The sequence below is a fragment of the Pseudomonas sp. GCM10022186 genome (assembly GCF_042656385.1).
In the GTDB taxonomy this organism is placed as follows: Bacteria; Pseudomonadota; Gammaproteobacteria; order Pseudomonadales; family Pseudomonadaceae; genus Metapseudomonas.
This window is the reverse complement of the sequence record NZ_JBHSOU010000059.1, coordinates 21,397-42,357: the sequence shown is the minus strand read 5'-3', so window position 1 is coordinate 42,357 and position 20,961 is coordinate 21,397. Positions and strand designations below refer to the sequence as shown.

Sequence of the window (20,961 nt, the reverse complement as noted above, 5' to 3'; positions counted from 1 at the left end):
AGCCAGGAGCAGGCCGACCAGCAGCGCGCCGAAAACCCAGCCCAGGTACAGCCTCATACGGCCTCGGCGGGCTGCAGGCGCGCCACCGGCTGTTCGCGCACCGGCCAGTTCAGCACGGCGGCCGCCAGACTGAGGAAGATGGAAATCTGCCATACCAGTTCGTAACTGCCCGTGTGGTCATAGAGGTAGCCGCCCAGCCAGCCACCGAGGAAGGCGCCCAGCTGGTGAAACAGGAAAACGATACCACCGAGCATGGACAGGTTGCGCACGCCGAACAGGGTGGCGACCGTGCCGTTGGTCAGGGGGACCGTGGACAGCCACAGCAACCCCATGGCCATGCCGAAGGCATAGGCGCTCCAGATGGTCAGCGGCGAGTAGACGAACGCCACTATCACCACGCCACGCAGCAGGTAGAGCCCGGTGAGCAGCTTCGGTTTGGAATGGCGACCGCCCAGCCAGCCGGCGATGTAGGTACCGAACACATTGAACAATCCCACCAGCGCCAGCACCGTGGTGCCCACCGAGGCCGGCAGGTGCTGGTCCACCAGGTAGGCCGGCAGATGCACGCCGATGAACACCACCTGGAAGCCACACACGAAGAAACCCAGGGCCAACAGCCAGAACCCCGAGTGGCCGGTGGCCTCGCGCAGGGCCTCGCCCAGGCTCTGTTCATGGCCCTGGGCCGGCAGCGGATTGTCCTTGAGCAGCCCCACCAGCGGCACGATCAGCGCCACCAGCAGGCCCAGCGCCAGCAACGCGGACGACCAGCCGAGCCAGCCGATCAGGCCCAGGGTGCCGGGCAGCATGGCGAACTGGCCGAAGGATCCGGCCGCCGCGGCGATGCCCATGGCCATGCTGCGCTTGTCCACCGGCACCGCGCGGCCCACCACGCCGAGGATCACCGAGAAGGAGGTGCCCGACAGGCCGATGCCGATCAGCAGGCCCGCACTGAGGGACAACGACAGGGCCGAATCGGAAAAGCCCATCAGCACCAGGCCCAGGGCGTAGAGCACACCACCGACGATCACCGTCTTCGCCGCGCCGAAGCGATCGGCCAGGGCGCCGGTGAAGGGCTGTGCCACGCCCCAGATCAGGTTCTGCAGGGCAATGGCGAAGGCGAACACCTCCCTGCCCCAGCCGAATTCACTGCTCATGGGCGCCAGGAACAGCCCGAACCCATGGCGAATGCCCAGGGACAGCGCCAGGATCAGCGATGCCCCAAGAAGAATCCAGCCACTCGTACGCCATACCGATGTCATAGAAAAATCCTTTACGGGTAGATACCCGCTTTTCGGCGAAAAATCAGTCCATATGTTCCAGATCGTCCAGCAGCGCCATCAACGCCGCTCGTTTCTCCAGCCCCATGCGCTGCCCCATCTGCACCTGCACCCGTTCCCAGGCCTGCAGCGCCTCGTCGAGGCTGGCGCGGCCGGCCGGTGTCAGGGACACCAGGCGATTGCGCTGGTCCTCGCCACCCTCCAGCCGCACCAGGTGCTTGGCCTCCAGCACCTTGAGGTTGCGCCCCAGAGTGCTGCGGTCCAGCCCCAGGGCCTCGGCCAAACCGGTGATGCTCGGCTGGTCCAGCCGCGACAGGTTCTTCAGCAGCGAATACTGGGCGACGTTCAACCCGACGCCGGCAAGGGCATCGTCGTAGAGCCGCGTCACGTTGCGGGTGGCGCGGCGCAGTTTGGTGCAGAGGCATTGGGTCGGCAACATGGGTGCGTGTATATACCCGCATAGTCCTGGGCGTCAATCGAATTGCGCATTGACCGATGGTTGGTGATGGGTCTGGCGGCGTGGGATCGGGGGATTCGGAGCGGGTTATCAGACCGCTCCGAGCGTCGGGGGCAGGACAATCATGGTTTTCCAGGGCAAGGAATAAGGCCATGAGGAAACTCGAATTCGCCAAGCAACTCAGGACTGGGCAAACCGATGCCGAGCAACGACTCTGGCAGCATCTGCGCGCCAAGCGGCTGCAAGGTTTGAAGTTTCGGCGACAGAAACCTCTGGGGCCTTACATCCTGGACTTCATTTGCCAGGAGCGGATGCTGGTGGTCGAAGTGGACGGCGGGCAGCATCTGGAAAGTGCATCGGACCGGGCGCGGGATGAATGGCTGGCACGACGTGGCTTCAGGGTTCTGCGGTTCTGGAATCATGAGGTGCTGTCGCAGACCGATGCAGTGCTGGAAGCGATCTGGTTGGCGGCGAAGGAAGCGTTTCCCGGCGACACCCTCTCCCCCGGCCCCTCTCCCTGAAGAGGAGAGGGGTGACTCGCGCCTGAAGCATTTGTGGCCACCGGGAACCCGGAGTAGTGCTGGGCTCTTCAGCCGGGCGCGGCACGGACCGGCTCCCCTCGCCCTTCAGGGAGAGGGGCTGGGGGAGAGGGCAACAGCGGTACAAACCAGCACCACCACCTCCACCAATTCCACCATCGCCCCCGCCGTATCCCCGGTGGTCCCGCCCAGCCGCTGGACGAAGCGGCCACGCAACCAGGCAAACGCCGCCAACGCCATCGCCAGCGCAATCCAGGCCGCCCAGCCAAGCACCAGCATGACCACCCCCTGCCCCGCCAGCCACACCGGCAGTTCGCGGCGCGGCAGGTGTTCGGCCAGCGCCTGGCCAAGGCCGCCGGGACGGACATAGGGGGTGGTGAGAAACAGCAAGGGCAGCAGCCCCCGCGCCAGCCAGGGCGCCAGCAGCAGGGGCAGCGCCTGGCCGGCGTCCAGCAGCGCCACCAGCGCGGCGAACTTCAGCAGCAACACCAGCACCAGGACCACCACCGCGATGGGCCCGCTGCGCGGGTCCTTCATGATCTCCAGGGTACGCTCGCGGTCGCCGTAGCCACCCACCCAGGCATCCGCCGTGTCGGCCAGGCCATCCAGGTGCAGGCCGCCGGATAGCCCGACCCAGAACGCCAGCAGCAGGGCCGCCTGCAGCAACGCCGGCCGGCCGTCGAGAAGATGGGCGACTCCCAGCAGGAACAGGCCGATCAGCAGCCCGACCAGGGGATACCAGAGCAGCGACCGGCCGATCTGCCGGGGCTCGGGCATGCCGGGCAGGCGCACCGGCAGGCGTGTGAGGAACTGCAGGGCGATCAGCAGCGGCGTCATGGCCGCTCCCGCAGGCCGCGCGCGTCGTCGACCAGCCGGAACAGCTCGCCGTGGGCCACCGCCACCTGCATCAGCTGGTGGCGCGGCAGCCGGCGGGCGCGGGCCACCAGCAGGCGGATCACGCCGCCATGGGTGACCAGCAGCACTCGTTGGCCGGCGAAACGCTCCCGCAGGCGCTCGCCGGCGGCCAGTACCCGCGCCTCGAAGTCCAGCAGGGGCTCACCCTCGGGCGGGGTGAAGCCGTAGGGATCGTTCCAGAAGCGGCCCAGGCCGTCGGCATGCGCCTCCATCAGTTCGGCGGCGCTGCGCCCCTCCCACAGACCGAAGTGCAGTTCGCGCAGGTCGGCGTCGATATGCAGCGGCAGGCCGAGTTCCCGCTCCAACGCGTTGGCGAAGGCGGCGCAACGTTGCAGGGGCGAACTCACCAGCACATCCCAGGGCCCCGCCCCGTCGATGCCGGCGCGCATCTGCGCCCAGCCGCTGGCAGTCAGGGGATCGTCCAGGCTGCCGCGAAAGACACTGCCCCGTTCGGTTTCGCCATGGCGCAGCAGGTCGAGCTTCATGCCGGCCGATCCGATACCGAAGCCTCGGCGAAGGTGGCCATGCCACCGTGCAGCTCGCAGGCCAGGCGCAGCAGCGGCAAGGCGATGGCCGCGCCGCTGCCTTCGCCCAGGCGCAGGCCGAGGTCCAGCAGCGGCTCTGCCTCCAGCGCTTCCAGCACGGCAAGGTGGCCGGGCTCGGCGGAACGATGGGCGAACAGCAGCCACTCGCGGCAGGCGGGGTTCAGGCGCACGGCGCAAAGCGCCGCCACGCTGCAGATGAAACCGTCCACCAGCGCCGGCAGCCCGAGCTGGGCGCAGGCCAGGTAGGCGCCGGCCAGTGCCGCAACCTCGAAGCCGCCGAGGCGACGCAGGATTTCCTCGGGGCTGTCGCAGCCGTCCCGATGCAGGGCCAGGGCACGCTCGATCACCCGGATCTTGTGGGCCACGCCCTGGCCATCCAGCCCGGTGCCGGGGCCGGCCAGCGCAGTGGCCGGCAAACCCAGCAGGGCACAGGCCAGGGCACTGGCGGTGGTGGTATTGCCGATGCCCATCTCGCCGCCGACATAGAGCTCGGCCCCGGCCGCCTGGGCGCGCTCGACGCTGGCACGGCCCGCCTGCAAGGCGATCAGGCACTGGGCGGCAGTCATCGCCGGCTCACGGGCGAAGTTCGCCGTGCCGGCGCCCACATGCAGGTGCAGCACGCCCGGCAGCGGCTCCAGCGGCAGCGCGGTACCCAGGTCCACCAGTTCCAGGGTTGCGCCCAGGTTCCTGGCCAGGACACTGATGGCGGCGCCGCCACGGACGAAGTTGCGCAGCATCTCGCCGGTCACGGCCTGCGGATAGGCGGATACGCCCTCCCCCACCACGCCGTGGTCGCCGGCGAATACGGCGAACCAGGGACGGTCGGCGCGCGGCCGTTCCCGGCCTTGTTGGGCGGCCAGGGTGATGGCCAGATCTTCCAGCTGGCCTAGGGCGCCACGCGGCTTGGTCAACTGGTCCTGGCGAGCCCGGGCCTTGGCACGGGCGATGGGATCCAGCGGCTGGCAGGGAGCCTGCCACCATTGCAGGGGGGTCATAGGGGTTCTCCCTTGAGAATCATGGGCAGGCCGGCGACGGTAAAGATCACCCGTTCGCTGCGTTCGGCCAGGGCCTGGTGCAGCCAGCCGGCTTCGTCGACATAGCGACGGGTCAGCTCGCCCAGGGGCACGACGCCGAGGCCGGTTTCATTGCTCACCAGCAGCACGCGGCCAGGCAGTCCGCCGATGCAGCCGAGCAACGCCTCGCGCTCTTCATCCAGTCGCGCCGGGTCGTCCAGCATCAGCAGGTTGGTCAACCAGAGGGTCAGGCAATCCACCAGCAGGCAGGTGTCGGCAGCAGCCTGCTCGCGCAGCACGCGGGCCAGCTCCAGCGGCTCTTCCACCAGCCCCCAGTGGTCGGGGCGGCGGGCGCGGTGATGGGCGACCCGCGCGCTCATTTCACCGTCCAGGGGCTGGCTGGTGGCGATGTAGATGACCTTCAGGCCGCTGTCGACGGCCAGCTTCTCCGCCAGCCGGCTCTTGCCGGAGCGGGCACCGCCCAGGATGAGTTCAGGCATGGGCGTGCTCCTGAATGCCGCAGAGTTCGGCAAGCAGGCCGGTGTCCAGATGCTGCTCGACCTGATCGGCCAGGCGCTCGATATCGCGCTCGCGCAGGGCGTGGTAATCCACCCTCTGCACCGCTTCCAGGCCAGCCCAGCGGAGGATGGCGGCGCAGGCCTCAGAGGATTCGAACAGGCCGTGCAGGTAAGTGCCCATGACCTGGCCATCGGCACTGCAAGCACCATCGGCACGGCCATCGGCCAGCATCACCGCGGGACGTTCGAGGCCGGCGCCGCTACTGACACCGGCATGGATTTCGTAGCCGCTCACCGGGACATTCGCCAACGACAGACGCCCAGTGACATTGCGCAGTTGCTTCTCCGGCGCCAGGACCGTGTCGATATCCAGCATGCCGAGGCCCGCACTCGCCCCCGCCGGGCCTTCCAGGCCATGGGGATCGGCAATGTCGCGGCCGAGCATCTGGTAGCCGCCACAAATGCCCAGCACCTTGCCGCCATACCGCAGGTGGCGCTGCAGGGTGTGGTCCCAGCCCTGTTCGCGCAGCTGCGCGAGGTCGGCGCGTACGCTCTTGGAGCCGGGCAGGATGATCAGGTCCGCCGGCGGAATCGGCTGGCCGGGAGCGACGAAGGTCAGCTGCACTTGCGGGTGCAGGCGCAGGGGGTCGAAGTCGGTATGGTTGCTGATGCGCGGCAGCACCGGCACTGCCACCCGCAGCGCCTCGCCGGCCTTGGCCGCCTGGCGCGGGTCGATGGCGTCCTCGGCTTCGAGGTGGAAGTCGGTGAGGTAGGGCAACACCCCCAGCACCGGCTTGCCGGTGCGCCGCTCCAGCCAGTCCAGGCCCGGCTTCAGCAGGGCGATATCGCCACGGAAGCGGTTGATGACGAAGCCCTTCACCCGCGCCTGCTCACTGGGCGAGAGCAGTTCCAGGGTGCCCACCAGATGGGCGAAGACCCCGCCCCGGTCGATGTCCGCCACCAGTATCACCGGGCAGTCCACCGCCTCGGCGAAGCCCATGTTGGCGATGTCGTTGGCCCGCAGGTTGATCTCCGCGGGCGAGCCGGCGCCCTCCACCAGCACCACCGGGTACTGGGCCGAAAGGCGCTGGTGGGACTGCAGCACGGCCTGCATCGCGACCTTCTTGTAGTCGTGATAGGCCGCGGCATTCATGCTGGTGACCGCGCGGCCATGGATGATCACCTGGGCGCCTATGTCGGTATTGGGCTTGAGCAGCACCGGGTTCATGTCGGTGTGGGGCGCCAGGCCGCTGGCCTGGGCCTGCACGGCCTGGGCGCGACCGATCTCGCCGCCGTCCAGGGTCACCGCGCTGTTCAGCGCCATGTTCTGCGGCTTGAACGGCGCCACCGCCACGCCCTGGCGCCTGAGCCAGCGGCACAGGGCGGTCACCAGGGTGCTCTTGCCGGCGTCGGAGGTGGTGCCCTGCACCATCAGGGTGGTCATGGATGTTCCTTGGAATAGTCGATCAGGGCCTGGCCCAGGCGTGCCCAGCCCGCTTCGTCCGGCGGCAGGCCGAAACGCAGGCTGGGCGGCGTGGCGAGCAGGCGGGTGAGGATGCCGCGGGCGGCGAGGAATTCGTGCAGGGCCGCGGCGTCGCCACGAACCAGTCGCTGGAACAGCGCGGTGCCGCCACTGGGCGCCAGGTCGCAGGCCCGCAGCAGGCCTTCCAGGCGTTGGCCGTCGGCCAGCAGGCGCTGGCGCTGGCGCTCCTGCCCGGGCCGGTCGAGCAGGATCGCCTTGGCCAGGGCCCGCGCCGGCCCACTCACCGCCCAGGGTCCGAGCCATTCGTTCAGCCCGTTCAGCACTGGCGCCTCGGCCAGCACGAAGCCGAGGCGAATGCCCGCCAGGCCGAAGAACTTGCCGAAGGAGCGCAGCACCACCAGCCCCGGCAGCGGGCAATGGCCGGCCAGGCTGTGCTGCGGCGTGCAGTCCATGAAGGCTTCGTCCACCAGCAGCCAGCCGCCCCGCTTCACCAGGCGCGCGCGCCAGGCCAGCAGGCGTTCCGCTGCCAGCCGCTGGCCGGTGGGATTGTTGGGGTTGACCACCAGCAACAGGTCGAAGCGTTCCAGTTCGCGCTCGGCGGTATCGGCGTCCAGCTCTTCCAGCTCATGGCCTTCGCGGCGCCAGGCGTGGGCGTGCTCGGCGTAACAAGGCGAGATCACCCCGACCCGGCTGCGTCCACGCAGGCGCGGCAGCGCCTGGATCGCCGCCTGGGAGCCGGCCACCGGCAGCAGGGAGTCGCAGCCGTAGTACTGCCGCGCCGCCGCTTCCAGGCCGTCATCCAGTTCGGGCAGGCGCGCCCAGGCCGCGGCCGGAAGGGACGGCAGTTCCCAGCCATAGGGCGCGATGCCGGTGGAGAGGTCGAGCCAGTCGGCCTCGGCTATGCCGTAGCGCTGCGCCGCCGCGCGCAGCCGTCCGCCATGTTCAAGCAAGGAGCCAGCCTCCGCTGATCAGTAGCGCCAGCCAGAGCAGCACGCCCTGGCGTACCAGATCCATGGCGCGGCCGATGTCCTCGGCGCGCGCCGCCGGGCCTTCGCCCAGCACCGGGCGCTGGTGCAGTTCGCCGTGGTAGACCGCCGGCCCGCCCAGGGCCACGCCCAGGGCGCCGGCACCGGCGGCCATCACCGGACCGGCATTGGGGCTGTCCCACTGCGGGGCCTGCCGGCGCCAGCAGCGCAAGGCCAGGCCGGTCTTGCCGAGCAGCGCGTAGGTCAGGGCCACCAGGCGGGCCGGGATGTAGTTGAGCACGTCATCGATGCGCGCCGCCGCCCAGCCGAAGCGCTCGAAACGCTCGTTGCGATAGCCCCACATGGCGTCCAGGGTATTGGACAGGCGGTAGAGGACCACCCCCGGCGCACCGGCCACGGCGAACCAGAAGAGCGCGGCGAACACCGCGTCGCTGCCGTTCTCCAGCACCGATTCGGTGGCGGCGCGGGCCACGGCGGGCTCGTCCAGTTCACGGGTTTCGCGGCTGACCATATAGCCGACGCGCTTGCGCGCCTCGGCAAGGTCGCCCGCCTGCAAGGCGGCGGCCACCGGCTCGGCATGTTCGTTGAGGCTGCGCAGGCCGATGGCGGCATAAAGCGCGACCACCCCCACCAACCAGCCAATGTAGGGCAGCTCCGAAAGCAGCCAGGCGCCGAATGTGAGCGGCAGCACCGCCAGCGTCCAGGCGCTGACGCCATGGCTGCGCCAGCCACGGCCGCCGGGATTGAAGCGCTGCTCCAGGCGGCCGGCGAGCTTGCCGAAGGCCACCAGCGGGTGCCAGCCCCTGGGTTCGCCGAACAGGGCATCCAGCGCCACCGCGCCAAGGGTGAGGAATCCCAGGCTCATGGGCGGTTCCCCCAGCGGTTCTCGAATACCAGCTCGGCCAGCGGGCGCGGCTGCGCCCAACCCTCCAGGGCCAGCATGGGCGCCGGGTAGAACTCGGTGACCGGCCCCAGGCAGAGCACCGCCAGGGGCTTGCTGCCGGCCGGCATGCCCAGCAGGTCGGCCAGGGCGTCGGGATCGAACAGCGACACCCAGCCCATGCCCAGCCCCTCGGCGCGGGCCACAAGCCACATGTTCTGGATGGCGCAGGAGAGCGAGGCGAGGTCCATTTCCGGCAGGGTGCGGCGGCCGAACACATGGGCCTCGCGGCCGTCCATCAGGGCTGCCACCAGCAATTCGGCGCAGTCGCGGATGCCTTCCACCTTGAGCCGCATGAACTCGTCCGAGCGCTCGCCCAGGGCCTCGGCGGTGCGCACCCGCTCGGACTCCACCAGGGCATGGATACCTTCGCGCAGCGCCGTCGTGGTGACGCGTATGAAGCGCCAGGGCTGCATGAGGCCGACGCTGGGCGCCTGGTGGGCGGCCTCCAGCAGCCGCGCCAGCAGCTCGGGGGCCACCTCGCCGCCGCTGAAATGGCGCATGTCGCGGCGCTCGGCAATGACCCGGTAGACCGCCGCGCGCTCATCGGGGCTGAAGGCGTGTTCGCTCATGGTCGGAACAGCTCCGCGGCCGCCCGGGGATTGGACGGCAGGTAGAAGTGAATGTAGGAAGCCGTCAGCCGGCCGCGACGGAATACCGCTTCGGCCACCGGCTTGTCGTTCGGGCAGAGACCACGGACCAGGGGTTCCAGCGCAGACTCCAGCAGCGAGTGGTGGAAGGTATGCCCGCGCAGGCTGCCTTCCGGCAGCGGCGCTTCCTGCAGCGCCAGGGCCGCCAGGCGCTTCTGCATGGTGGCGCGGCCGGGCAGCAGACCGACCAGCTCGGCCGTCTCGCCGCCCGCGTCGGTAAGGGCATCCAGCAGGTAGAGCATGCCGCCGCACTCGGCGAGGATCGGCTTGCCGCCCTCGTGGTGGGCACGGATGGCCTCGGCCATGGCGCGGTTGCCGGCGAGTTTCCCGAGGTGCAGTTCCGGGTAGCCGCCCGGCAGGTAGAGGCTGTCCACTTCCGGCAGTTGTTCATCCTCCAGCGGCGAGAAGAACACCAGCTCGGCGCCCAGCCGCTGCAACAAGTCGAGATTGGCCTGGTAGAGGAAAGCGAAGGAGGTGTCCCGCGCCACGCCTATGCGCACGCCGGCCAGTTGGTCGCCCAGAGCTTGCGGCTCGGGGGCGGTGAACTCGACCGCCGGCGGCAAGGCGACTTCGGCGCTGGCGGCCAGGGCATCGGCGGCGGCGTCCAGGCGCGCATCCAGGTCCGCCAGTTCCTCGGCCTGCACCAGCCCCAGGTGACGGCTGGGCAGCTCGACCTCGGCGCTGCGCGGCAGGGAGCCGTACCAGCGGATCCACCCCGGCAGGCTGTCGCGAATCAGGTCGCTATGGCGCTGGCTGCCGACCCGGTTGCCGAGCACGCCGGCAAAGGGCAGGTCCGGCTGGTAGGTGGCCAGGCCCACGGCCAGGGCGCCGAAGGTCTGGGCCATCGCCGCGCCATTGATCACGCCGAGCACCGGTACGCCGAAGCGCCGCGCCAGGTCGGCGGCCGAGGGCGAGCCGTCGAACAGGCCCATGACGCCCTCGATCAGGATCAGGTCGGCCTCCCCCGCCGCTTCCCAGAGCAGGCGACGGCTTTGGGCCTCGCCCACCATCCACAGGTCCAGCTGGTAGACCGGCGCACCGGAGGCGCGGGCGAGGATCATCGGGTCGAGGAAGTCCGGCCCGCACTTGAATACCCGCACGCGCTTGCCCTCGCGAGCGTGCAGGCGAGCGAGCGCGGCGGTGACCGTGGTCTTGCCCTGGCCGGAGGCGGGGGCGGCGATCAGCAGCGCGGGACAGGATCTGGAGTGGTCAGTCATGGAGGGCCCTCTCCCCGGCCCTCTCCCTGAAGGGAGAGGGAGTTGGAAGCGCCATCTCCGTGACGGGAGAGGGGGAATGTGGGAAAGCCATCAGAATTCCACGCCCTTCTGGGCCTTCACGCCGGCCTTGAAGGCGTGCTTGACCACAGTCATCTCAGTGACGGTATCGGCAGCGTCGATCAGTCCCTGGGGCGCGCCGCGGCCGGTGGCCACCACATGCTGGTGCTCGGGGCGGGATTCGATATCCCGCAGCACCTCGTCCAGCTCCAGGTAGCCATGCTTGAGGGCGATGTTCAGCTCATCCAGCACCACCAGGCTTACCTGCGGGTCGTCCAGCAGGGTGCGGGCGACGGCCCAGGCGGCACGGGCCTTCTCGATATCGCGCTGGCGGTCCTGGGTATCCCAGGTGTAGCCCTCGCCCATCACGTGGTAACTGACCTCGTCGGGGAAGCGCCGGAAGAAGTTCTCCTCGCCGGTGGACATGCCGCCCTTGATGAACTGCACCACACCCACCTTGAGGCCGTGGCCGAGGGCGCGGGCGACCATGCCGAAGGCCGAGCTGCTCTTGCCCTTGCCGTTGCCGGTGTGCACCAGCAGCAAGCCGTATTCGTCCTGGGCCTGGGCGATCTTCTCGTCGATCACGGCTTTCTTGCGTTGCATGCGCGCCTTGTGGCGGGCGTCGCGGTCAGTGGATTCACTCATGGGGACATCCTCGTCACAGGGCCTGGTAGCGGACGGTGAAAAACACCGCCTGCCCCGGCTGGTTGAAGTCCAGTGCGGTTTCGTAGTCGGCATCCAACAGATTGGTCACCTTCGCCTGCAGGCGCCACTCCTCGGTCAGCCAGTACTCGCCACGCAGGTCGACAGTGGCGTAGCCGGCCAGACGCTGGTCATTTTCCACATCGTCGTAGCGCCGCCCTTCGGCATGCAGGGTCGCTCCCATGCCGAAGCGGCCGATGCGGCGATCCAGGTCGAGGTTGAACACCTGCCGGGCACGGCGCGGCAAGTCGTTCCCCTTGTTGGCGTCGTCTGCACGATTCTCGGCATCGAGCAGGGTGGCGTTGGCCTGCCAGTTCCAGCCCAGCCACTGGCTGCCCAGCACCAGTTCGACGCCATCCATGCGCGCCTCGCCGATATTGTTGGGGCTGCCGAAGGGCCCGAGCCCGGAGTTGGCGTCATGGACGATCAGGTCGTCCACGCGGGTGCGGAAGGCGTTGGCCGACCAGCGCCCCCAGGCGTGCTCGCCGGCCAGGCCGACCTCGAGGGTCTCGGAGGTTTCCGCGTCCAGATTCGGGTTGCCATAGTCGGGGAAGTACAGCTCGTTGAAGGTCGGCGCCTTGAAGGCGGTGCCATAGCTGAGGCTGAAGCGCACAGCGTCGGTAAGGGCGTAGCCCCAGGCAGCGCTGCCGGTGTCGTGGGTGCCGAACTGCTCGTTGTCATCGCGACGCAGGGACAGCTGCCAATCCTGGCGCCCGTGCTCCCCCAGGTACTGGGCGAACCAGCCCCTGTTCAGCCGTGAGTCCTTGTCGAAGGCCGTGGAACCGCTGACTTCGTCCTGCTGCCAGTCGTACCCCAGGGTCAGCACATGGCCTTCGGCCAGGGTCAGGTCGTTCAGCCAGGAAGCCGAATTGCGCTGGGAATCGAAGCGTGAGGAGAAAAGCCCTCCCGTTTCCTCACGGGAAAGGTCTTCACTGCGACCGGCCTGCAAGGTCACATCCCAGGGCTCCAGGGGGCTGAAACGGGCACGACCGCCGATGAGCCGTTGCTCGTTATCGGCGTTGGCGTTCAACCCGCCACCCGGATTGAACGAGCTGACCAGGTCATAGTCGTTGTGGCCACGAACGCGCAGCAGCGTGCCATCGAGTTCCAGGCCATTGTCGAAGCGATAACCGCCGCCGAGGCTGCCGGACAGGTTGCGATAACCGTCGGCATCAGGCTCGTGATAGCTGCTTCGCGCATCGAGTGCGTCGATGCCGTCGGTGTCCTGGCTGCTGACGCCAAGGTTGTACCAACCCTTGCCGTCTCCGCCGGAAACGCCGGCGCTGCCTTCATAGCGGTCGTGGGTGCCATAGCCGGCGGAGAACCAGGGCTTGGCACGCCCCTCGCCGCCCTTGCGGGTGAAGATCTGGATCACTCCGCCGATGGCCTCGGAGCCGTAGAGACTGGAGCGCGGGCCACGGACCACCTCGATGCGCTCGATCAGCTCGACGGGCAGGTCCTGGAAGGCGGTGAGCCCGTTACTGACCGATCCCACCTTGATGCCATCGATCAGCACCAGTACATGGTCGGACTCGCTGCCGCGCATGAACACCGTGGTGTTCTTGCCCGGGCCGCCGTTGTTGCTCAGGGTCACTCCCGGCACCTTGCGCAGCAGGTCGGGCACCGACTGGGCCTGGCTGCGCTCGATCTCTTCGCGATCGATCACGGTAGTGGCGGCCAGGCTGGCGCGCACCGGCCGTTCGCTGCGGGTGGCGGTGACCACCTGCTCGTCCAGGGTCAGGGGCGCCGCCGCCAGGAAGGGGGAAATGGATGTGCCGCCGAGCAGCGCGAACGCCGCCGGCCTGATGAAAGGCTTGCGAATCAAGGTCTGGATCTCCGTCGTGCCACCCGCGCGACATCTACAAGGGGTACTGCATGCGGAACAGCTCCGCGATGCCCTGCTTGCGCCAGGCCGGTCTCCGGGCTTGCGAGTGGAGCCAAGGCTCCCCTGCCGCGCCTTCCCATGCCTGAGCACAGTGGCCTGTTGCGGCGTTCTACTCGCCTACCGTTGCGGGGGCAGCGCCGGATTCTTCGTAGGAATGGACCGGCTTCCCTGTTTCACCCCTTGGGCAAGAGCCAAGGGGCACCTGAGGCAGCGGCGAAGGTTAGAGACTCATGGGGATAGCGTCAATTCGAGCCGTTCCGAAGTGCCGGATTGCACCCGGTCCTAATTCAGACTATAAACAGCCCACTGCTACAGCGCGCCCCTCCTGGGGGCGCCTTACCCCTACGGGGTAAAGCGCCCTCCTCCACCACGGAGCACACCATGAAAATTCAAACCATCAGCTACCTGAAGCAGCATGCTGCCTCGCTGGATCTCAGCGAACCCATGGTGATCACCCAGAATGGTGTGCCGGCCTATGTGGTCGAGTCCTATGCCGAACGCAAGCGCCGCGACGAAGCCCTTGCCTTGATCAAACTGCTGTCCTTCGCCGACCGCGATACGGCCGAGGGCCGGCTGATCTCTGGTGACACCTTGCTGGAGCGCCTCAAACAGCGCAGCCCTGCTGCACAAGGAACGGCAGGAGCCTCTCCGAATGAGCAAGACGACTGAAGTCGCCTACGCATCAACCGCTGAAGAAAGCCTGATTTCCCAGGTTCATCACCTGACGCCCCACGTCGGCCCCGACCAGGCGCAATCAACGCTGATCAAGCTGGTAAGAGATGTCGAAGGTCGCCTGAAAGCCCATCCACTGGCAGCCCCCATCTGCGAGGAAGCGGCCCTTCTCGGCGTCAGCCACTATCGGGAATTGCATATCCGGGAGTACCGCATCCTCTACCGCTTTCACGAGCCGGAAGCCTTGGTGGTGATTGCGCTCTTCCTGCGCCAGAGGCAAAGCATCGAGGAGCAGCTCATCAATTACTGCCTGATGCGCTAGACGCAGGTTGGCGCCCCGCTGGAGCGGAGCAAAAGCCAAGGCTATGCCTGCGTAGGAGCTGGCTTGCCAGCGAATGGCCCCTGTTCGCCAGCAAGCTGGCTCCTACAAGACTCTTGACCCTTCGCAACAGCTAACGCGGACACTAATGGTCGGCTGATAGGTTGCGCTTCGCCCCAGCGAAACGCCGTCCGCCCCATCCTATGTATGAAGGGTGAGGGCGGCAGGCGGATCGATTCGGGCATGCCCGTCAACGCTTGCGACAGAGGGTCAGGCCATCGCCTACCGGCAGCAGCGACAGGTCGACGCGCATGTCGGCCTTCAGGGCGCGGTTCAGGGCCTGGATGGCGCGGGTATCGGGATCTGCCGGTTCGGCCTCCAGCACACGGCCGCTCCAGAGCACATTGTCGAAGAGGATCAGCCCGCCCTGGCGCGCCAGGCGCAGGGCCTCTTCCAGGTAGGCCGGGTAGTTGGCCTTGTCGGCGTCGATGAAGATCAGATCGAAGCTGCCGGCTTCCAGGCCGGCCAGGGTGTCCAGTGCCGGCGCCAGGCGCAGCTCGATGCGCTCGGCAAGGCCGGCCTCTTGCCAATAGCGACGGGCGACGGCGTTGTAGTCGCCGGGCAGGTCGCAGCAGATCATGCGGCCGGCGGCCGGCAATTCGGCGGCCATGCACAGGGCGCTGTAGCCGGTGAAGGTACCCACCTCGAGGATTCGCCGAGCACCGGTCAGCTTCACCAGCAGCGCCATGAACTGCCCCTGCTCCGGGGCGATCTGCCAGCGGGCCATGGGCATGGCGGCGGTTTCCGCACGCAGGCGTTCGAGCAGCGGAGTCTCCCGCAGCGAGACATCGAGCAGGTAACCGTAGAGGGCATCGTCGAGGTTCAGCGTGCGGTTGGTCATGGAGACCTCAGGGGGTGCGAGCCAGGCGTGGATCGAATAGTACGCGCTTGGCGCTCAGGTAGCTTCTCTGCCAGTAGCTGTTGGACAGGCTGTCCAGGCGCACCGTTCCGCCGGTACGCGGCGCGTGGACGAAGCGCCCTTCACCCACATAGATGCCGGCGTGGCTGACCTGCCCGCCGCCGTTGGTGGCGAAGAACACCAGGTCGCCGCTTTGCAGGGCATCGATGCCGATACTGGGCGCTCCCATGGCGATCAGCTCGCGGGTGGAGCGCGGCAGGCTGATACCGGCGGCGTCGCGGTAGACGTAGCCGATCAGGCCGCTGCAATCGAAACCGCTGTCCGGAGTATTGCCGCCCCAGCGGTAGGGCGTGCCCACCAGGCCCAGGGCGCGGAACAGCACATCGTCGGCAACGGGCGAGAATTGCGGGACGGGAGCGGTGACGACGGGAGGGGGCGGCGTCTTGCTCGCGCAGGCGGTGAGCAGCGCAGCCAGGGCAAGGATGGCGAGGCGTTCCGGTGCGAGCATGGCAAGTCAGTCCTGACTTGAGGAATGCACGCTAATTTGCTGATCTCACGGTGATATTGCAAGCGGAAGCTGCGCGGCGGGGCAGAAAAAAACCGAGGCGGTCATTGAGACGGTCTCGGCTTTTCGTTTCAACCCGCCTGATCAGCGATGCAGCGGATGGCGACTCGAAGAAGCGGTGTTCATCGCCAGGACGCGCTTGGCCTCCATATAGCTGGCCTTCCAGTAGCGATCGTCGAGGCTGTCGACGCGCACGCCGCCGCTGCGGCTGCTGCTGGAGTGGATGAACTGGTCGTCGCCTATATAGATGCCGGCGTGACTGACGCGGCCGCGGCCACGGTTATTGAAGAAGACGATATCGCCGGGCTTCAGCTCGCTGCGCGCGATCACCGGAGCATCCAGGTTGATCATCTCGCGGGTGGAGCGCGGCAACTGGATGCCCGCCTCTTCCTTGAACAGGTAGCCGACGAAGCCGCTGCAATCGAAGCCGGTCTTCAGCGAACGGCCGCCGAAGCGGTAAGGCGTGCCCACCAGTTCGAAACCGCGCTCCAGCAGGCCGTCGGCCAGGGAGGGCATCTGGTAGGGCTCGTCGTCGGTGAGGTTGGCCAGGTCCAGGGCGGTGGGTTCGCGCTCACTCAGCAGCGAATCGGGGGCGCCATCGGCAACCGGCGCCTGGGACTGGGGTTGCTGCTGCACATTGCCTGCGCAAGCGGCGAGAAACAGGGCGAAGGTGACAGGCACGAGGGGTGCGAAGCGCTTCAGCATGGGCACGACCGTGTCGAATGAAATGGAATGAAAAATGATGAAGGCGCGACTATGCCTTCTATCACCCTCATTTGCAAATTTAATCGCCCGAAATGTGACTTAGCAGTCCTTGCAGAACATCTAAGGCCTTTCCTTGCAGATGGACGTCGACCACTGGGCTGAGGTCGGTGCGGGCCGGATTGATTTCCACGGTGAAACCGCCGGCTGCGCGGGTGCGGATGACAGGCTCGATGATGTAGGGAAAGCTCGCCGTGGTTCCCACCGAGATCACCGCATCGAATCCCTTGCGTAGCTCGGCGTAGAGGTTGTCGATGGCCTGCTCAGGGAGCATTTCCTCGAACAACACCACGGGCGGACGGAGAATACCACCACACTCATGACATTTGGGAGGCATTTCCCCTGCCAGATGTCGGGCTAGGTCGGGGCTTTCCGCCCCGCAGGACTGGCAAAAGAGCGGCGAAAGCTCGCCATGGATCTCGATCAGCCGCTCAGGCGGCGAGCCCGCCTGCCGGTGGTAGCCGTCGATGTTCTGGGTCAACACCCAGCATTCGGGCTTGAGCCGCTGCAGCTCGGCGATGGCTTCATGGCCGGCGTTCGGCCGCGCGCCCAGGCAAGCACGCCCCAGCTGGGCCAGGTACTTCCAGCAAAGCGCCGGATTGCGCCGCAGCATGGGCCCGGAGAGCGCCTCTTCAATGGGCAGCCCCTCCTCCGTCACGCCGTTGTAGAGCCCGCCAAGCCCGCGGTAGGTGGGCAGGCCGGAGTCGGCCGACAACCCCGCCCCGGTAATGACCAGGATTCTCTCGGCGGCCTTCAGAGCCGCCGCCACACGCTGGATATCCGACATTTCCCGCCCCCTGTTCCTGACCGCGCCCAGTGTCCGCCCGTAGCGAAGGCCAGCGCAACCGCGTGATCAGTGGTTGACGGTGTGGGCCAGCATCACCGACAGCTGGCAGAGGGGCCTGCCGCTCTCGGCGTGCCACTGATTGAAGGCGGCCTGGACCTGGGCCAGGTCCTTCTGGCTGGTGGGCGCCTTGTCGATGACGTCCTGGGCCTTGAGGGCGGCGACCATGTCATCGGTGGGGATGAAAGTATCCTTGCCGACCATGCGCAGGAAACGCGGCGCCGACAGCCCACCCAGCTGGTTGCCGCGTTTGGCGAGGAATTTCCACAACCCGACTATATCGGTCACCGGCCAATCGGCGATCAGCGCGCCGAAGCTGCCTTTCTCCCGTGCCACGTCCAGCACGAACTGGGCATTGCGCGGCACGCTCTTGAGCTTGCCCAGGTGACGGATCAGCCGGGTGTCCTGCATCAGCCGCTCCAGATGCTCGGCGCTCATCAGCACCACCTTCTGCGGGTCGAAGCCGAAGAACACCTCTTCGAAGGCGGGCCACTTGGCATCCACCAGGCTGTGCTTGAGGCCGGCACGGAACACCCGCAGGGCCATCAGCGACAGGTAGCGGTCATCGCCGAGCGAGCGCAGCTCAGCGTCGCTGCGCGGCTGCGGCAGGCGCGCCTCCAGGGCTTCGGCCGAGCCGAAGCGGTTCAGGCAGTATTTGTGGAGCCAGCGGTAATCGCGCATAGGGAGTCCTTTCGAGCCAGAGCGTGCGGTTTCCGGCAGGAGCCAGCTTGCTGGCGAACATTCGCGAGCAAGCTCGCTCCTACAAGAAGCAGGATCAGATATTGACCACGTCCAGGGTGCGCGGCGCGGCGGTTTCGTCGATGCGCAGGTTGACGAAGTCGAACAGGTTGCGGTCGGCCAATTGCGAGGGCACCACGTTCTGCAGGGCGCGGAACATGATCTCGGTACGGCCCGGGGACTTGCGCTCCCACTCGTTGAGCATTTCCTTGACCACCTGGCGCTGCAGGTTCTCCTGGGAACCGCAGAGGTTGCACGGGATGATCGGGAACTCCTTGAGCCTGGAGTAGGCCTCGATATCAGCCTCGTTGCAGTAGGCCAGCGGGCGGATCACCACGTTGCGGCCGTCGTCAGCACGCAGCTTCGGCGGCATGGCCTTGAGGGTGCCGCCGTAGAACATATTGAGGAAGAAGGTTTCCAGGATGTCGTCGCGGTGGTGCCCCAGGGCCATCTTGGTGGCGCCGATCTCGTCGGCGAAGGTATAGAGGGTGCCACGGCGCAGTCGCGAGCAGAGCGAGCAGGTGGTCTTGCCCTCCGGGATCTTCTCCTTCACCACCGAGTAGGTGTCCTTCTCGATGATGTGGTACGCCACGCCGATGGACTCCAGGTAGGCCGGCAGCACGTGCTCGGGGAAGCCGGGCTGCTTCTGGTCCATGTTCACCGCCACTATCTCGAACTTGATCGGCGCCACCTTCTGCAGGTAGAGCAGCACGTCCAGCATGGTGTAGCTGTCCTTACCGCCGGACAGGCAGACCATGACCTTGTCGCCATCCTCGATCATGTTGAAGTCGGCGATGGCCTCGCCGGCCAGGCGGCGGATGCGTTTCTGCAGTTTGTTCTGGTTGACCGAAAGGGTGCCCATGGTGCTCTGAAGTCCGGGGGGAGATGCGAAAAGCTGGCTATTTTACGCACAAAGCGCGTGCGGCCCCAGCCCCATCGTCAGCCTGTGCTAGGCTCCGCCGGATGAACAGCGACCTCGACCCCGCCCTGGACCTCAGCGAACAACTCCATGAACTCTTGCGTGGAGCGCCCCAGGGGCTGAGCGAGCATCAGCTGATCCAGGCCCTCAAGAGCCGTCACTCCACCCATATCCCCCACCTGGAACTCACCGACAAGCTGGTGCTGTTCCGCACCCATTTCCTGGTGTTCAACGCCCTCTACCTCCTGCGCGACCGGCTGAACGGCGAGGGGCTCGCCCGGCTTGCCATCAGCCCCCTGTGCGTCCAGTTGCTGCCTTGCGTACCGGGCACGACAGCGGCCCTCAGCGAACTGGACCCGCTACGGGACTACTATCTGGATCTGAAGAACCTGCGGGAAACCACCGAAGAGGATGTGGAACGGCTCCTGGCCAGCTTCTGGACGCGGATGCAGGGCAGCGAGGAAAAGCTCGCGGCCCTGGAGCTCTTCGGCCTGCATGACGGCAGCCAGCCACTCAGCCTGACCCTGATCAAGCAGCGCTACCGCCAGCTGGTGAGCCTGCACCACCCCGATCGCGGCGGCAGTACCTCGCGCCTGCAATCGATCAACAAGGCCATGGAAATACTTCAACGCTATTACAGCTGAGTCTGATTCTTCGATTCGCTCTAAGGCGCCTTCAGCTTGCCTGCCTATACTGCGACATAAGGTCGCATAGGTCGGCCGGGCACCGGGTGGCGCTGGCTACGCGCCCCCGGCGCTTCGCTGGGGGGCGACCTCATAATAATGAGGAGGTGTTCAGCATGATCCACCACGTTTGGGGGCTCTTCACCCATCCCGATCAAGAGTGGCAGGAGATTCGTGGCGAAGAGGAAAGCGTCAGCCACATGTACCTCACCCACGTCCTGATCCTTGCTGCAATTCCCGTGATTTCCGCCTATATCGGCACCACCCAGGTCGGCTGGGTACTGGGCAAGGGCGATCCCGTGATGCTCACCCAGGCCAGCGCCCTGCAGATGTCCATCATGTCCTACGTGGCGATGCTGGCCGGTGTGGCGGTGATGGGCGGTTTCATCCACTGGATGGCGCGCACCTACGACGCCAACCCGAGCATCACCGAGTGCATCGTCTTCGCCGCCTACTGTGCGACCCCGCTGTTCATCGGCGGCCTGGCCGCGCTCTACCCGCACCTCTGGTTCGGCGCGACGGTGGGCACCCTGGCCATCTGCTACACGGTCTACCTGCTCTACGTGGGCATACCGGCCTTCATGAACATTCCCAAGGACGAAGGCTTCCTGTTCTCCAGCTCGGTGCTGGCGGTGGGCCTGGTGGTACTGGTGGCGATGATCGCCTCGGCGGTCATTCTCTGGGGCTTCGGCCTGGGGCCGGTGTACACCAGCTGATCAACCCTGCTGACGATGAGGCCGCCTGCGGGCGGCCTTTTCCATTCCGGCGGAACGACCGCTCGGCGTCAGCAATCTCGGAAAGTCCCGGCTTTGCGGCATAATCGCACGCCAACGGAGTGCCTTATGCCCGAGCAGCTACTTGCCCGCGTCGAATCCTGCTACCAGCAGGCCGAAGACTTTTTCAAATGCCGGTTCCCCCGCCCCGACGTGAGTTTCAAGCTGCGCGGGCAGAAGGCCGGCGTCGCCCATCTCGACGAGAACAAACTGCGCTTCAACCCGCAGCTCTACCGCGAAAACCGGGAAGACTTCCTGCGCCAGACGGTGGCCCACGAAGTGGCGCACCTGGTGGCCCATCAGTTGTTCGGCCCGTGCATCCAGCCCCATGGCGAGGAATGGCAGCTGATCATGCGCGGGGTCTACGAGCTGCCGCCCAACCGCTGCCACAACTATGAAGTGAAGCGGCGCAAGGTCACCCGCTACCTCTATCGCTGCGCCTGCCCCGAAGGCCACCCCTTCTCGGCCCAGCGCCACGCCCTGGTGGCCCGCGGCCGCCGCTACTACTGCCGGCGCTGCCGGGTGACCCTGGTGTTCAGTGGGGAAGAGCGCCGCGAGTAAGGCGAAGCCTTACCTGTAGGGG

General features: G+C 67.0%; 25 protein-coding genes and 1 riboswitch. Of the genes, 6 read left to right on the top strand and 19 right to left on the bottom strand.

What is annotated here, in order from left to right; all coding sequences use genetic code 11:
* Positions 1–53: 53 nt before the first annotated feature.
* Both ACFPU0_RS18875 and ACFPU0_RS18870 read right to left on the bottom strand, forming a co-directional pair.
* A complete protein-coding gene (locus ACFPU0_RS18875; protein WP_377694812.1) occupies positions 54–1,259 on the bottom strand; it encodes an MFS transporter in 1,206 nt (401 codons plus the stop codon).
* 43 nt (positions 1,260–1,302) lie between these two features.
* On the bottom strand, positions 1,303–1,716 hold the full coding sequence (locus ACFPU0_RS18870) for a MarR family winged helix-turn-helix transcriptional regulator (RefSeq protein WP_377694811.1): 414 nt from the start codon (positions 1,714–1,716) through the stop codon (positions 1,303–1,305).
* Positions 1,717–1,886: 170 nt separating this feature from the next.
* On the opposite strand from ACFPU0_RS18870, the gene ACFPU0_RS18865 reads away from it, so the two are divergent.
* Entirely contained in the window at positions 1,887–2,255 is a 369-nt protein-coding gene (locus ACFPU0_RS18865) for an endonuclease domain-containing protein (RefSeq protein ID WP_377694810.1), read from the top strand.
* A 105-nt stretch (positions 2,256–2,360) separates the two neighbouring features.
* Here ACFPU0_RS18865 and ACFPU0_RS18860 read toward each other — a convergent pair whose 3' ends face one another.
* From ACFPU0_RS18860 to btuB, 11 genes are all read right to left on the bottom strand, one after another.
* A complete protein-coding gene (locus tag ACFPU0_RS18860; protein WP_377694809.1) occupies positions 2,361–3,110 on the bottom strand; it encodes an adenosylcobinamide-GDP ribazoletransferase in 750 nt (249 codons plus the stop codon).
* Positions 3,107–3,673 (bottom strand): alpha-ribazole phosphatase family protein, encoded by a 567-nt coding sequence (gene cobC, locus ACFPU0_RS18855; RefSeq protein WP_377694808.1) that lies wholly within the window; start codon positions 3,671–3,673, stop codon positions 3,107–3,109. Before cobC ends, ACFPU0_RS18860 begins: the two co-directional genes overlap by 4 nt.
* Positions 3,670–4,728, bottom strand: a complete 1,059-nt coding sequence (cobT, locus tag ACFPU0_RS18850) for a nicotinate-nucleotide--dimethylbenzimidazole phosphoribosyltransferase (RefSeq protein ID WP_377694807.1) — start codon at positions 4,726–4,728, stop codon at positions 3,670–3,672. Before cobT ends, cobC begins: the two co-directional genes overlap by 4 nt.
* The gene (gene cobU / locus ACFPU0_RS18845) at positions 4,725–5,246 is read right to left on the bottom strand and encodes a bifunctional adenosylcobinamide kinase/adenosylcobinamide-phosphate guanylyltransferase (RefSeq protein WP_377694806.1); all 522 of its coding nucleotides are present in this window, start codon (positions 5,244–5,246) and stop codon (positions 4,725–4,727) included. Before cobU ends, cobT begins: the two co-directional genes overlap by 4 nt.
* Positions 5,239–6,708, bottom strand: a complete 1,470-nt coding sequence (locus tag ACFPU0_RS18840; protein WP_377694805.1) for a cobyric acid synthase — start codon at positions 6,706–6,708, stop codon at positions 5,239–5,241. The genes cobU and ACFPU0_RS18840 overlap by 8 nt, the downstream gene beginning before the upstream one ends.
* Complete coding sequence (cobD, locus tag ACFPU0_RS18835; RefSeq protein ID WP_377694804.1) at positions 6,705–7,697, bottom strand: threonine-phosphate decarboxylase CobD; 993 nt, start codon at positions 7,695–7,697, stop codon at positions 6,705–6,707. The genes ACFPU0_RS18840 and cobD overlap by 4 nt, the downstream gene beginning before the upstream one ends.
* A complete protein-coding gene (gene cbiB / locus ACFPU0_RS18830) occupies positions 7,690–8,598 on the bottom strand; it encodes an adenosylcobinamide-phosphate synthase CbiB (RefSeq protein WP_377694803.1) in 909 nt (302 codons plus the stop codon). Before cbiB ends, cobD begins: the two co-directional genes overlap by 8 nt.
* Positions 8,595–9,245: a 5,6-dimethylbenzimidazole synthase gene (bluB, locus tag ACFPU0_RS18825; protein WP_377694802.1), complete on the bottom strand. Its 651-nt coding sequence runs from the start codon at positions 9,243–9,245 to the stop codon at positions 8,595–8,597. The genes cbiB and bluB overlap by 4 nt, the downstream gene beginning before the upstream one ends.
* Positions 9,242–10,540, bottom strand: coding sequence for a cobyrinate a,c-diamide synthase (locus ACFPU0_RS18820; protein WP_377694801.1), 1,299 nt, complete (start codon positions 10,538–10,540; stop codon positions 9,242–9,244). Before ACFPU0_RS18820 ends, bluB begins: the two co-directional genes overlap by 4 nt.
* 90 nt (positions 10,541–10,630) lie before the next feature.
* Positions 10,631–11,242 carry a cob(I)yrinic acid a,c-diamide adenosyltransferase gene (cobO, locus tag ACFPU0_RS18815; RefSeq protein ID WP_377694800.1) on the bottom strand — a complete coding sequence of 204 codons (612 nt, stop codon included), beginning with the start codon at positions 11,240–11,242 and terminating at the stop codon, positions 10,631–10,633.
* Between the two features lie 13 nt (positions 11,243–11,255).
* Positions 11,256–13,121: a TonB-dependent vitamin B12 receptor gene (btuB, locus tag ACFPU0_RS18810; RefSeq protein WP_377694820.1), complete on the bottom strand. Its 1,866-nt coding sequence runs from the start codon at positions 13,119–13,121 to the stop codon at positions 11,256–11,258.
* A 70-nt stretch (positions 13,122–13,191) separates the two neighbouring features.
* Positions 13,192–13,405: riboswitch (cobalamin riboswitch) on the bottom strand.
* 160 nt (positions 13,406–13,565) lie between these two features.
* Here btuB and ACFPU0_RS18805 point away from each other — a divergent pair.
* Both ACFPU0_RS18805 and ACFPU0_RS18800 read left to right on the top strand, forming a co-directional pair.
* Positions 13,566–13,853, top strand: coding sequence for a type II toxin-antitoxin system Phd/YefM family antitoxin (locus ACFPU0_RS18805; RefSeq protein ID WP_377694798.1), 288 nt, complete (start codon positions 13,566–13,568; stop codon positions 13,851–13,853).
* On the top strand, positions 13,837–14,178 hold the full coding sequence (locus ACFPU0_RS18800) for a type II toxin-antitoxin system RelE/ParE family toxin (RefSeq protein ID WP_377694797.1): 342 nt from the start codon (positions 13,837–13,839) through the stop codon (positions 14,176–14,178). Before ACFPU0_RS18805 ends, ACFPU0_RS18800 begins: the two co-directional genes overlap by 17 nt.
* Positions 14,179–14,425: 247 nt before the next feature.
* Here ACFPU0_RS18800 and ACFPU0_RS18795 read toward each other — a convergent pair whose 3' ends face one another.
* The 6 genes from ACFPU0_RS18795 to ttcA all read right to left on the bottom strand — a co-directional run bounded on the left by ACFPU0_RS18795 (position 14,426) and on the right by ttcA (position 18,865).
* Positions 14,426–15,076, bottom strand: coding sequence for an O-methyltransferase (locus ACFPU0_RS18795; RefSeq protein ID WP_377694796.1), 651 nt, complete (start codon positions 15,074–15,076; stop codon positions 14,426–14,428).
* A 7-nt stretch (positions 15,077–15,083) separates the two neighbouring features.
* A complete protein-coding gene (locus ACFPU0_RS18790) occupies positions 15,084–15,602 on the bottom strand; it encodes a C40 family peptidase (protein WP_377694795.1) in 519 nt (172 codons plus the stop codon).
* Between the two features lie 141 nt (positions 15,603–15,743).
* The gene (locus tag ACFPU0_RS18785; RefSeq protein ID WP_377694793.1) at positions 15,744–16,364 is read right to left on the bottom strand and encodes a C40 family peptidase; all 621 of its coding nucleotides are present in this window, start codon (positions 16,362–16,364) and stop codon (positions 15,744–15,746) included.
* 79 nt (positions 16,365–16,443) lie between these two features.
* Positions 16,444–17,208, bottom strand: a complete 765-nt coding sequence (locus ACFPU0_RS18780) for an NAD-dependent deacylase (RefSeq protein WP_377694792.1) — start codon at positions 17,206–17,208, stop codon at positions 16,444–16,446.
* A 66-nt stretch (positions 17,209–17,274) separates the two neighbouring features.
* Positions 17,275–17,946 (bottom strand): DNA-3-methyladenine glycosylase I, encoded by a 672-nt coding sequence (locus tag ACFPU0_RS18775; RefSeq protein WP_377694791.1) that lies wholly within the window; start codon positions 17,944–17,946, stop codon positions 17,275–17,277.
* Positions 17,947–18,040: 94 nt separating this feature from the next.
* Positions 18,041–18,865: a tRNA 2-thiocytidine(32) synthetase TtcA gene (gene ttcA, locus ACFPU0_RS18770; RefSeq protein ID WP_377694790.1), complete on the bottom strand. Its 825-nt coding sequence runs from the start codon at positions 18,863–18,865 to the stop codon at positions 18,041–18,043.
* A 101-nt stretch (positions 18,866–18,966) separates the two neighbouring features.
* Here ttcA and ACFPU0_RS18765 point away from each other — a divergent pair, with 101 nt between their 5' ends.
* The 3 genes from ACFPU0_RS18765 to ACFPU0_RS18755 all read left to right on the top strand — a co-directional run bounded on the left by ACFPU0_RS18765 (position 18,967) and on the right by ACFPU0_RS18755 (position 20,939).
* Positions 18,967–19,566, top strand: a complete 600-nt coding sequence (locus ACFPU0_RS18765; protein ID WP_377694789.1) for a DNA-J related domain-containing protein — start codon at positions 18,967–18,969, stop codon at positions 19,564–19,566.
* A 155-nt stretch (positions 19,567–19,721) separates the two neighbouring features.
* On the top strand, positions 19,722–20,321 hold the full coding sequence (locus ACFPU0_RS18760; protein ID WP_377694788.1) for a Yip1 family protein: 600 nt from the start codon (positions 19,722–19,724) through the stop codon (positions 20,319–20,321).
* A gap of 126 nt (positions 20,322–20,447) precedes the next feature.
* Positions 20,448–20,939: a SprT family zinc-dependent metalloprotease gene (locus ACFPU0_RS18755; RefSeq protein WP_377694787.1), complete on the top strand. Its 492-nt coding sequence runs from the start codon at positions 20,448–20,450 to the stop codon at positions 20,937–20,939.
* The last annotated feature ends 22 nt before the right edge of the window (positions 20,940–20,961 follow it).